Annotated in this window: 12 protein-coding genes; 5 read left to right on the top strand and 7 right to left on the bottom strand. The window is 39.6% G+C overall.

All coding sequences use genetic code 11. From position 1 onward, the window contains the following. Nucleotides 1-576 precede the first annotated feature (576 nt). The gene (locus QWY86_RS06150) at nucleotides 577-810 is read right to left on the bottom strand and encodes a hypothetical protein (protein ID WP_290239840.1); all 234 of its coding nucleotides are present in this window, start codon (nucleotides 808-810) and stop codon (nucleotides 577-579) included. Between the two features lie 317 nt (nucleotides 811-1127). Between QWY86_RS06150 and QWY86_RS20105 the strand changes: the two genes are divergently transcribed. The 4 genes from QWY86_RS20105 to QWY86_RS06160 all read left to right on the top strand — a co-directional run bounded on the left by QWY86_RS20105 (nucleotide 1128) and on the right by QWY86_RS06160 (nucleotide 2831). Then, nucleotides 1128-1298, top strand: a complete 171-nt coding sequence (locus QWY86_RS20105) for a DUF421 domain-containing protein (protein WP_353958905.1) — start codon at nucleotides 1128-1130, stop codon at nucleotides 1296-1298. 443 nt (nucleotides 1299-1741) lie between these two features. After that, nucleotides 1742-2134 (top strand): LytR/AlgR family response regulator transcription factor, encoded by a 393-nt coding sequence (locus QWY86_RS06155; RefSeq protein ID WP_290239841.1) that lies wholly within the window; start codon nucleotides 1742-1744, stop codon nucleotides 2132-2134. 39 nt (nucleotides 2135-2173) lie between these two features. Further along, nucleotides 2174-2275 carry a DUF72 domain-containing protein gene (locus tag QWY86_RS20110; RefSeq protein ID WP_353958906.1) on the top strand — a complete coding sequence of 34 codons (102 nt, stop codon included), beginning with the start codon at nucleotides 2174-2176 and terminating at the stop codon, nucleotides 2273-2275. A 265-nt stretch (nucleotides 2276-2540) separates the two neighbouring features. After that, nucleotides 2541-2831, top strand: coding sequence for a DUF72 domain-containing protein (locus QWY86_RS06160; RefSeq protein WP_353958907.1), 291 nt, complete (start codon nucleotides 2541-2543; stop codon nucleotides 2829-2831). A 26-nt stretch (nucleotides 2832-2857) separates the two neighbouring features. Here QWY86_RS06160 and QWY86_RS06165 read toward each other — a convergent pair whose 3' ends face one another. The 6 genes from QWY86_RS06165 to QWY86_RS06190 all read right to left on the bottom strand — a co-directional run bounded on the left by QWY86_RS06165 (nucleotide 2858) and on the right by QWY86_RS06190 (nucleotide 10297). Continuing rightward, a complete protein-coding gene (locus QWY86_RS06165) occupies nucleotides 2858-3925 on the bottom strand; it encodes a DUF6588 family protein (protein ID WP_290239842.1) in 1068 nt (355 codons plus the stop codon). A 214-nt stretch (nucleotides 3926-4139) separates the two neighbouring features. Continuing rightward, nucleotides 4140-5213, bottom strand: coding sequence for an AI-2E family transporter (locus QWY86_RS06170; protein ID WP_290239844.1), 1074 nt, complete (start codon nucleotides 5211-5213; stop codon nucleotides 4140-4142). 42 nt (nucleotides 5214-5255) lie between these two features. Beyond that, nucleotides 5256-6110 (bottom strand): SDR family oxidoreductase, encoded by an 855-nt coding sequence (locus tag QWY86_RS06175; protein WP_290239846.1) that lies wholly within the window; start codon nucleotides 6108-6110, stop codon nucleotides 5256-5258. A 74-nt stretch (nucleotides 6111-6184) separates the two neighbouring features. Then, nucleotides 6185-8521 carry a mechanosensitive ion channel family protein gene (locus QWY86_RS06180; protein ID WP_290239848.1) on the bottom strand — a complete coding sequence of 779 codons (2337 nt, stop codon included), beginning with the start codon at nucleotides 8519-8521 and terminating at the stop codon, nucleotides 6185-6187. Beyond that, a complete protein-coding gene (locus QWY86_RS06185; protein ID WP_290239849.1) occupies nucleotides 8521-9951 on the bottom strand; it encodes a YihY/virulence factor BrkB family protein in 1431 nt (476 codons plus the stop codon). Before QWY86_RS06185 ends, QWY86_RS06180 begins: the two co-directional genes overlap by 1 nt. After that, complete coding sequence (locus QWY86_RS06190) at nucleotides 9932-10297, bottom strand: hypothetical protein (protein WP_290239851.1); 366 nt, start codon at nucleotides 10295-10297, stop codon at nucleotides 9932-9934. The genes QWY86_RS06185 and QWY86_RS06190 overlap by 20 nt, the downstream gene beginning before the upstream one ends. Nucleotides 10298-10546: 249 nt before the next feature. On the opposite strand from QWY86_RS06190, the gene QWY86_RS06195 reads away from it, so the two are divergent. Then, nucleotides 10547-11023 carry a hypothetical protein gene (locus tag QWY86_RS06195; protein WP_290239853.1) on the top strand — a complete coding sequence of 159 codons (477 nt, stop codon included), beginning with the start codon at nucleotides 10547-10549 and terminating at the stop codon, nucleotides 11021-11023. Nucleotides 11024-11236: the final 213 nt, after the last annotated feature.

Here is an 11236-nt window from a genome sequence, read left to right on the forward strand (position 1 = left end):
GCTAGATATGTTCGGTCGGTTTACAAAGGCTATCTAAAGTTTTTATTATAAAATCTGAGCGAGCTTTATTCAAGAATGCCAAAGATCTTATTAGTTGCCGAAATAGAAATTTTCTGAGTTTGCTAATGATTTTGATAATAAATGTATTTATTTGTTAGACATCTTTTCTGTCTTAATTTTGTAGTGCTCGGCTTGTAAATTTCAACTCCGGATAAATAGCAAACTGCAAATCAGATCGGTTTCTTCTGATAATGAAATTGTGATTATCTCATTTCCAGCTGCCCGTTCTTGGAGCGTACAGCTGTACTACTTTATTAGTGTCTCTTTTACTTCTAGTGCGATAGCTCCGTTGAAAATAAAGTTGATTTCTTGACCAGCTTTCCTTTGGTAGTTTCGCAAGCTTTACCGCATTTTTTCTTTAAAGCAAAGGCATTTTCGAAGACCTGCCCGGTAGATAATAGTGCTGTAGAAAGGAGATTAACTATTCCTGTGTTGAAAAAATAGAATTTAGCTTATTACCCGATTGAGCCCGGAAATTTATCAAGGAAATTTGTGCGGTGAAGCAACCAAAGCTGATCATTGTAATAAATCAAAAGACTTAAGCACCTCCTCTTTATCATTAATAAAGTTGATGCGAACCAAGGTGTAGGGTTCAGCCATACCAAGGATATGTTGGGTGGTTTTGGTATATATCCAATCCAAATCCTCTAAGCTAAATATCATGATGTTAATTTCAGTTTTTGAATATTGAAACAAGTCCTTGACTTCTGTCCCCAATAAACTTTTTAATCCGTTGACTATCGCTTTCATGACCACTGATTTATAGTCATTCAACCCGCAAAATCTCGTATGGTTTTAATGAATTCAAAGCATGAGGGAATAAAATGCGGTCATGCTCACCTCAAGCAATGACGACTAGTGATTTAACAGCTAATAGTGCTTCAGGTTGTAAGAATTCAAAAACTGACCGGCTTAATCAGGGTTCTATAAAGGCACCAGGTTAAGCGTCAAAGTGCAGATTTCATTTTAGCAGGCAGTATGCTAAGTCAACTGCCTGCATATTTATCTCTACCACAGACACTTGATAAAAAAAACTTTTCTTCAAAGATGGGCAAGGTCTACTGAATATCGTACTATGTGCGATTATTGGTTATATCACCTTGTTTATATTTATTCGGATTTCTGGAAAACCTACATTGACTAAACTAAATGCTTATGATTTTGTCGTGACCGTTACACTTGGTTCTACCGTGTCTTCCATGATCCTGGGAGATGTAACACTTCGTCATCCTGCATGATGATGCTGATGTGCATGAAATCGTAAAAAAGGTTAATGAAATAGATTTACAGTTCTGGCGGACCAATGCCCTAATTAGATTAACTACGTTTATAAGGATGGACGTGGTTGCGGTTTTGGGTTAATCCGCAACTGAAAAAAGATATTTCGACGTTTATGCGCCATAAGTTGGCAGAGGCTTCGCTGCAGTTCTTGCTATATAATAGGACAGTATCGCTACCCAATGCTATATTACAATTGTTAATACCGAACTAAAAATATCATCAAACACCTTTTTAGGATGGGGTGTTAGGCGGGCATTTAAAATATCTCTTGTCAGGTAACCCGGCTGTCAACCCTCAGGATCGTTTACAGGTTATTATCTGCCATTTTGTTCATTATGCCTAGCTGGTAGGTTGCATATTGCGTAAATGTTATGTTTGTTGAAAGCTTAAGGAACCGCTCATGCAAAACCAAAATCTCCCAAAGTATACCTGCGTCATACTCGATGACGATATTCAGAGTGTTGAAATTTTAAAGCATTATATTGATGAAACCGGCAAGCTTTCCTTGTATTCATCTTTCACCGAACCTGTAGAAGCGGCTGCTGCATTTGTGGATTATGAAATGGTTGACTTTCTTTTTCTGGATATCGGGATGGAAGTTTCCGGATTGGATATGGCGAGGATGTTAAGGAATAAGGTTAGATTCATCGTATTTGTGACCGCTTATACCAGTTTTGCGCTCGAAGCCTTTGAGCATGGCGATGCATACCTGGTTAAACCAGTTGCTTACGACGTTTTTCTGAGGGCGATAAATCATGTTATTTCTAAGGCCTGCAAAAAGTTAAGTATTTGAGCTAATCTATCCAGAGGCTTTCCGGCAAAAATCGAGACGCTGCTTTATGCTTCTCTCACGAATAGCATTGAGGTTAACGGTTCGTTTTATAAAATCCCGCAGGGTTCAACATTAGAGGTATGGGGTGAAGAATTACCTTAGGATTTCTGGTTTACTTTAACTTTTTTAAGGGGATTAGCCATGCGCCTGGGCTAGGATTCAGCAATGAGGAGCTTGCCAGTTTTTGATGCTGTAAATCTCGTTAACGTTGCAAAGGTTGCATTCTTGTTAAATTGCCACCGAGCATCACATCTGCAGATAGCTCCTCTGTTGTACCGCTTATGGAATGTCTTGAAAAGCATAAGTCTGAATGTAACTGGTTTATCACCTTCAAATTCAGACATTCTTCATTATATATACAGAGGCGATATATGAACCGTTGATGGCGTATAAATTTGTAAGGATTATTCATGATAAAGCGATGGTGCCTAGCGCTTTTGACGTTATTCAGAGCGATTTCAGATACCTCAGATTTCATGGCCCCGATGATAATTATCGGGGTATTTACAGTGATGATGTATTATCGGAATTTGTCGGTGATACTGAATGGCTCCATAAAAATAACCAGGTTTTTGTAAATTTCAACAATACCATGGTCAATGCTTATTGCAATCTGAATACCCTAGAACTATATTTATGGAATATCATCCATTCTTAATATGCATACGTAAGGATGTAGATAAATTAAAAACCAATACCGAGTCCGCCGCTCAACATACCATAACCGCCCGAGAAACCATACGCAGCGTAAACCCTTAATATTGGAAATTTTAACTGCAACCCAACATCTCCCCGAAAAGTTTTCAGATATGTTCTTTTAAGTTCAAAGGGATTAGTGTAGGTAATGTAGGCGAGCTGGTTATCACGAATACTGTTGACTATCGGGAAATTTCCTTTCAAACCGAGCTTAGCCCCTGATATGCTATAACCGGCAGATACAAATGGGGTGAAGAAAGAAATTTGTTTGGAGAGTGTAGCTTGCAATATATAATTATCAAATGAAGCATAAATTTCCTGACCCGAAAAGTCCTTTGCCTGGTCTGGCGTTTCCGGTATCATGCCATTTAATGGCTGCAAATCCAAGGCCATGCTGTATTGCAGCCTTGTAAAGCCTGCTAAAATAGAGAAATCAAATGGAGTTTTCACTACTTCATTACCAACGAAATCCCGGGCGATGTTATGCTTTGCCCCCAGGCCCAAAAGGGAAACCGAACCAAAGTATTCACCGAGTCGTACTTTCGGGGCAGCACGAACCATAATCTCGGTATTGCCAAAAAAACCGGCAGTCAATTGAAGTTGTGGGGTGGGTACGATGTCACCGATAACAGCGGCGGGGAGCTCGAAAGAAACCAGTTTGTTATTATTACCATCAAAAAGATCAACCATGGGCCCCCTCATTCTGGTGTCCCCTGTAAAAGTTGGGGAGACCGTTTTTAAAGGATCACTTGGACGCAGGTTGTTTGAGAGCCCGATTCCGGTTATATCAAAGGATTGTCTTGATGAAGGCACCAATGATCCTGTACCGACCACACGCAGATCAAAATGCAAAGGGCCGAGCGTTTGTGCTGTATTTGTCCAGCCACTGTTCATGCCAAGGCCAAATCCATAAAAAAGTGGCCGGGTGTAAGCGTCAACTAGTTTTTCAGCATCCTGAGGCCCCGATTGGATCAACTGTTCAAAATTAAATTGTGCCGAAGCGGTGTGTATAAGTAAGGAAATTGCAGAAAGGAAAAGAATAATCGTTTTTTTCATATCATAGATAGTACCAACAGCAAATGTTACTAAAGCCAACCCTCAGCCCCATGCTAATGTTTTTAATCCTTTAAATTACATCCAAATTTTACATATTGCCCATTTTGGCAAAGATTAAGGTTTCTTGAATAGTTTTCTTACTCAAATTATGCTTTTACCAATCATACAATAATTAATACAGCTGATTTGATATGACCAGCTACCTGGAGTTTAGTTACTTTTTCTGCTTAAAGAGTTTTGAGAACCAGTTTTCTGAATTGGTTTTAGGATTTGCGGGGCCAATCAAAAAACCAAAGGGCTTTAATTCTGGTATCCTGTCACAAATAATCTTTATGATGCCCAAAATTGGAATTGCCAGAATCATCCCCGCAACACCCCATATAAATTCCCCTAACACAATTGACAGAATTGTAAACAGTGGATTGATGTTTACCTGTTCACCTACAATCAGCGGTTCTAAAATATAAGTTTGCAGGAACTGGACTAATCCATACACAATCAGTACGCCTAGCAACATCTTTGAATCTCCTCCTTGCGCCATTACTGCCAGCAAAGTTAAACACGTGCCAGTAAGATTTCCAACGAAAGGGACAATTTCCAGAAGACCGCAGAGCACGGCAAAAAATATGGCACTTTCTACTCCTAGAATACTAAAGCCGATACCATACAATATCCATAATACCCCAATCATTGCCCCAAGCCCACTCAGATAATGCTGTGCAACCTTCCCAGACTCATGAACGATAACTGATGCTTTGTGTTCCTCACGGTCAGGAACAAGTTTCAAAATGAAATTTTTAATATGGGTACGATAATAAAGCGATAAATACATATATACCAAAACCAGTATAGTATTTACGGCTATACCCATTAGACCACTTGCAAAACTTGCCAGCAGATTACCCGTATTGCTGCTCCCAGCCTTAATCAAATCTTCCTGCTGTTTACTGTCAATATTGAGTTTTTGGTTGATCCAGTTCCTGAAACTTGAGACCATCGAAGTTAATCTCGATTTCATTTCTTCCAGATTTTCGGTAAGGTTGCCCAATTGCCAGTACAAAAGGGAAATGATCAGAGATACTGCCAGGACAAACACAAGTATGCAAACCAAACTTGCCCAGCCTCGCTGAAGGCCTTTACGTTCCAGCCAGTTACATAAGCGGATGAATACCATCGAAAAAATGCCTGCAAGCGTCAGTGGAATCAGGAAAGGTGCTGCAAAATATAGTCCTGAAAAAATCAGACTGATGAAAAGCATTGCATATACGCCTCGTTGAAGTTTTGCCATTTTTTTATTGAATCGGGAAATATTGTTTTAAAGGATTGTAAATTAGCCATTAACCACCTCACCGCCATTGACATGTATTACTTGCCCGGTGATAAAAGATGAATCTTCCGATGCAAGAAATACATAAGCAGGAGCCAGTTCTGAGGGTTGCCCTGCCCTTTCCATGGCTGTTTCTGAACCAAACGACTTTATTTTTTTAGAATCAAAAGTAGATACGATTAGGGGTGTCCATACTGGTCCAGGTGCTACCGCATTTACCCGGATACCGCTTTTTGCAAGGTTGGTGGCAAGCGAGCGTGTGAAAGAAGTAATGGCGCCTTTCGTGGAAGAATAATCTATCAAATGAGGTGAAGATCGGTATGCTGTTACAGAAGTCGTATTGATGATAACATCACCACTTTTGAAGTATTTTAGTACTTCGTGGGCAAAGTAGAAATAAGCAAAGATGTTTGTTCTAAAAGTATCTTCGAGCTGTTTATTATCAATATTTTCCGGGTCTTGCTGTGGTACTTGCATGCCTGCGTTATTGACCAGAATGTTAATTGTGCCAAATTGTTTCAGGACCTTTTCTACTGTCTCGGCACAAAATGCTGGTTTTTTCACGTCACCTTTTATTAACAGGCAATTTTGCCCTTCATCTTCCACCATTGCTTTGGTTTCTTTTGCGTCACCATCTTCGCTTAAGTAAACTATGGCAACGTTCGCGCCTTCCCTTGCGAAATGAACAGCAATGGCTCGTCCAATGCCACTATCCCCACCGGTAATCAGCGCTATCTTACCTTCAAGCTTCCCGGAAGATTTATAATTTTTTTTGATGACTTGCGGACGGGGATTCATTTTAGATTCAATTCCGGGGGTATTACGTTGTTTCGAGGGTGTTTTGCTACTCTTGGCCATGGTTATCATTTAAGGTAAAACAATTTTTTAAGAAATATGGTTTGGTTTTAATAGGACAACTAAAACCAAGAAAATTAAGCTATTTTTATTCCTTCATCCTGCATTTTCGCAAGGAGTTGTTGCAGGAATACACTTTTAAATTCAGCTTCTGCATAAATACTGTTGATCCATGCGAGTATTTTGATTTCCATACTTTCAGCCGCTACCGAATTGAGCAACACTTCTGGAGTCAGTTTCTTTACCGCTGCATCATTTTGCGACAAAACCTCTTCAACAAGTTTTTTTAGCACTTGCAAATCAGCATCCGCAGAAACCTTAAATATTAATTCGGTTTTTATGTAATCATTGCTCAGTGTCCAATTAACCAGCCGCCCCGAAAGTAAATCGCCATTTGGGATGATCACTTCGGACCCTTGTGGGGTTAGCAGTTTACTCGACCTAATCCCTATGTCCCTGACCTTTCCTTTTTTATCTGCTAACTCTACATAATCCCCAATCCTGAAGGGTTTTTCAAAAATCAGGATAATACCCGAAACAAAATTGTTTACGATATTCTGCATACCGAGTCCGATTCCAACGCCAAAGGCACCCAAAACTACCGTAAGTTTGTCCATTGGTAAACCTGAAGCGGTAACGGCAAGAAGAACCCCTATAATGATGATGATGAGACGGACCAATGCTACTTTTGAACTCTTATGTCCGCTGGATTCATCAAAGGTAATTTTTTCTTCTCCAAAAAGCAGTGGTACAGATTTTTGAAGTTTCGCCGCGCCATATACGATGGCTATAAAAAATAAAATGTTGCCAAAAGTGAAGTGAATACTTCCGAATGTCCTTTGTTTTGACAAGATGATCGATGACCAATCCCATAGGTTCCCAAAGATGCTCATATTGATGAACAGCACGATTATCCACAAAGCCAAACACAAAAAAGAAAAGAGTTTTTTGATTTTAGCTTTTGATTTCTCGGGATTAACCCTTGAGAAAAGGCCTTTGTTGCAAGCACTTATCTTCATTTGTAAGTCAAAAGCATCAAGGATAATCTGCAGAAAAACAGCTAAGCCAATGAGTTGGATAAGCCCAATGACGCCAGTAACACTCATAACCTTGGCCATATCAACCCTTCCAAAAACATTTGCAAGCAGGGAGAATGAATTCAGGACAATTAACGTCCACAATGCAAACCGTACATGTCTCTTTGAAAATTCACGGAAACGAACTGTTTTTTTCAAACGTAATCCAATCCATATAAAAAATACATTGATCGCTACCATGACCAGCCGAAGTGGCCATGCTCCATCAACAGCGGCATTACCTAAGATGAGCATCATATAAGTTGCAATGATGAGTAGCCATAATCTTAACTGCTTTTTTTCGAGCGTTCGCCAAAGGTGAACCGTGATGGATAACAAAAGTAGCAAAGAGATCAACTCCATGTATAGAGAGGGTGATTCAGGTTCAAATAAGGGTGTAATGCTCAACAGCACAATTAAAGTGGAAAGGATAGGGTATGGCCGAAGATAATCGTAATGTAATTCACCAATTTGTCGTTTTATTGCAGCCCGTTTGGAACTGCGGAAATTGCGGTGCACCCAGATAAAAAAGCTTAATGCGATTAATATTGCCAAAAACCTGTTATCCCAGGTGCTGTTGATGAAATATTTTAATATCTGCTGCTGACCCTGATAAGCAGCGACAATGAGATTTCCGGTGGGTGCAGTTTGCGGGTTAAACAATGGGGCTTCCCAGAGATAAAGTTCCTGTTTGCTCCAGGCCATTTTGCCAGATTGTTTAAGGCTTTCATCTGCCTGATTGCGAAGATCATTTACCACGATGCCAAGGGCAGAACTGGCAGCGAGCATCCTGTTTACTGAATCAAGATTGCGTCCGGTAAGCTTGCCGGATTCCTGAAGTCGCTTACGGATGTCGGCAATCTGGCTGGAATAAAGTGATTTATTCGCTTGGTCACCACTATCTGATTTTAAAAGTGAATCCTGACTTAAACGCAGTATCTGGTCAGACATTCCCTGCAATTCATTACTGTTTTTAACCAAAGTTGCACTTATGGCCTTCAACCTGATGTCTGCATCTTTCAGGATTAGGTCATAACTCATCAGGCTTTTAGTATCGATCTGTTCACCTTTTATACCAAAAGCTTTTTTAAGTGGCGTTATATCCTCTGTTATCGAATTGATTCTGCGCTGAAAACTTTGAAGGCTGTAGCCTTTTTTGTTGGCTGCATTAATTTCGGTTATGGCGGATTGAGCAGATTGAATCCGAAACAGGAGGGTGTCGGGTATAGCTTTTACCGAATCTGTCCTAACATTTGTTACTGTGGGTTCCTGTGCCTGAATCTGAAATGAAATTGTAGCTCCAAAGATAATCAGCTGTATTATTATTTTGAATCGCATTAACTTTCCTCCTTTGAAAAATCATGGTCTTGTTTTTGAATAGCTTGCAGTGATTCGTTTCCTCGCTCAACTTCGACTTCCTTTATTGATACGGCATGACTATCAGGATGGATTTCCGCACCGTAGGCGAGAGCATAAGCCCGGGTAAATTCAGCACCAAAGTAGAGAATAATCGAAGAATAATAGGTCCATAGTAAAAGTACAACTAGTGAACCAGTAGCACCGAAAGTGCCACCAACATCTGTTTTGGAAATGTATATTGAAATGCCGACTTTGCCCAGCATAAATAATATGGCGGTAACCAATGCGCCCCAGGCAACATCACGCCAACGGATATCTGCATCAGGCAGAACTTTAAAAATGACACCAAAAATTGCTGAGATCACTACAAGATTGAGGGCCAGGTTCAGGATGTAGAAAATAATAACAGACACTTCAGAAAAACGCAGTTGTAACCTTGTGCTGAAAGCATCCAATAGGGAGGAAATACCCAAAGAGACCAATAATAGAAAACCTAAACTGATGATGACTGAAAAAGAAAGAAATCTATTCTTCAGTAATTTGAGCCAGCCACGTTTGGGTTTTGGCTTTATTCCCCAGATGGAATTGATTGAATCTTGTATATCAGCGAAAACTGAGGTGGCGCCCAAGAGTAAGGTAATCACACCGATTACAAATGCAATGGTTCCTTTCCCTGAAATAGCAGCATTTTTGATTAGATCCTGTATTTGTTTAGCCGGCACTGCGCCCAGAAAGTCTTTTAGTTGAAGGTAAATCTGTCCTTCCGCTGCCTCACGGCTTAGAAAAATACTCATGAGTGCAATGACTACAATCATCAATGGTGCCATTGAAAAAACAGTATAGTAAGCAAGTGAGCCGCTAAGTTTGGTTACCTTATGATCTGAAAATCCTGAGAATGCATTTTTAAGTACTGCGAATATTCCGGAAAAATTTAACTTCTTCACCTCCTTGGTTGCAGTTTCTGCCAACTCCAAAGTTGTTTCCATATCGCCAACCCATTGTTCCCGGGTATCTGAAGGGGTGGGCGTTGAAATGATTCGAGATCCATCCAACCCAGTATTTTTCAAGTTTGATTTTGATTTTAGCCATTTGGCCAAGGTAAAGTCTGAAGCTTTGGTCAATAGGAAACGATTCAAGAATCCTGCTTTTTTAAAGATGGTTTTACCTAGTATCTCAGAAAATATTTTTGGTAAAAATCGGCCCCTCAAATCCATAGTTGCCTCGAGTTTGCTTTCGAAAGACGTTTTGGTTAATCTGCCAATAAATTCTGCTGGCAGGCCAATTAGTAGTAATTTTGCCTCCACACTTATTTTCTGATTGCTTTGATTAATTTCATTATCTAGGGCAATAATCTCGGCTTCCAATGCATTAACATCCCTAATCGTTTTTTTACTTTTCAGGGCTTCCATTGTATTTCATTAAAATTTTGCGGATGGTAAAATTAACTAATTGAGGCTCGATGAATGTCCCTTTTAGCCCAGTAACCAGCACCGCTACTAAAATGTAAAAGGCGGTTAAGCTACCAAAGCCAATTGCATAACTAGAAGTTTGTTCGGAAACAAAAAATCCGAGTGTGAGGGATGCAAAGAAAAAGGCAAGGCAAAGACAAATTAACATAAATGTATTGGTGATTAAGTCGGCACCAATTCTGGCCAGCTTGTCTAAAACCTGAAGTTCTAAGCGTGCCCGCCTGAGCTCGAAATTACTTTTCAGGTTATTTAAAAATCGGTTAAGTAGAGTAGGATTTTCTTTCATATCAATTGATTTCGCTAAACGGAAAGTAGGATTTCGGACAGTGGTAACACCTGATGCCCTGATAAATGAACTCGTTTGCTTTGATATTGTTTGTTTTTTTTAAAAAGTAGTAGCAGCAAGGACGCACGTTTTTAATAAATATTGCCAGATTCAATCCCTTTTATTTTGGGAGAATTGTTGATAACCTGTGTAAAGAAATTCTTTTGAATTTTGTGTCTGCATGACTATTTTCGCAACCCAATTCAAATTATGATCTCTTTCCAATATCGATTTAAAGACATTTCCGGCACCTACCGCACCTATCAGTTATCGCAAGAATCACCAGAATCACTGTGGTGTATTCACGAAGAAAATTTGCTGTTGGCGAGGTTTTCCCAAATTCAACAAAGCTGGAAACAATTATCTGGTGATGCGCTTCCTAAGGAGTTTATCAGAGGTGCAGGTGCGCACATACAGCGTTATTACTATGAATCTGCAGCCCTTAAAATACAGGACAGATGGCCAGGCATTATTTCAAGGACAGAAAAAAGGTCGGATAGCGAGGTGTTCATCATTTGTAAACCTCAGGTCAATCTGAATGTCTTTCGTCCGATTTTTTGTAAGCACGTTAGCAGGCTTTTTAATCAGGATATTTTACTAAATCTTGAAGTTAGCACTTATAATGGTTCAGAGAAGTTTAGCTTTAAACTGAATCCACCACAAAGCACCAAGCAACCCGTGGCTTAAGGCATTATGTGTGTCTATGGGCAAAATAGCTATTGAAGAAAGTAATCATCTATGCTCAATGTGCCTTTGAGGTTTTAACTTTATTGAGTTTTTGTATAATCAACCATTGTTCAAATTCAATTGATGATTTCTTCAGGCAGTTTAGCACCTGAAGTTTGTTGCCAAAAACCATCTAAAAACTCAATCTCACCAATCAAAGAATCCCCATGATTA

It is taken from the genome of Pedobacter aquatilis, assembly GCF_030409415.1.
GTDB lineage: Bacteria > Bacteroidota > Bacteroidia > Sphingobacteriales > Sphingobacteriaceae > Pedobacter > Pedobacter aquatilis.

What these genes read in the sequence shown, in the direction of transcription:
- QWY86_RS06150 (WP_290239840.1), bottom strand. Translation starts at nt 810, where the DNA reads ATGAAAGCGATAGTCAACGGATTAAAAAGTTTATTGGGGACAGAAGTC.
- QWY86_RS06185 (WP_290239849.1), bottom strand. Translation starts at nt 9,951, where the DNA reads ATGGAAGCCCTGAAAAGTAAAAAAACGATTAGGGATGTTAATGCATTG.
- QWY86_RS06195 (WP_290239853.1), top strand. Translation starts at nt 10,547, where the DNA reads ATGATCTCTTTCCAATATCGATTTAAAGACATTTCCGGCACCTACCGC.
- QWY86_RS06190 (WP_290239851.1), bottom strand. Translation starts at nt 10,297, where the DNA reads ATGAAAGAAAATCCTACTCTACTTAACCGATTTTTAAATAACCTGAAA.
- QWY86_RS06165 (WP_290239842.1), bottom strand. Translation starts at nt 3,925, where the DNA reads ATGAAAAAAACGATTATTCTTTTCCTTTCTGCAATTTCCTTACTTATA.
- QWY86_RS06170 (WP_290239844.1), bottom strand. Translation starts at nt 5,213, where the DNA reads ATGGCAAAACTTCAACGAGGCGTATATGCAATGCTTTTCATCAGTCTG.
- QWY86_RS06180 (WP_290239848.1), bottom strand. Translation starts at nt 8,521, where the DNA reads ATGCGATTCAAAATAATAATACAGCTGATTATCTTTGGAGCTACAATT.
- QWY86_RS06155 (WP_290239841.1), top strand. Translation starts at nt 1,742, where the DNA reads ATGCAAAACCAAAATCTCCCAAAGTATACCTGCGTCATACTCGATGAC.
- QWY86_RS06175 (WP_290239846.1), bottom strand. Translation starts at nt 6,110, where the DNA reads ATGGCCAAGAGTAGCAAAACACCCTCGAAACAACGTAATACCCCCGGA.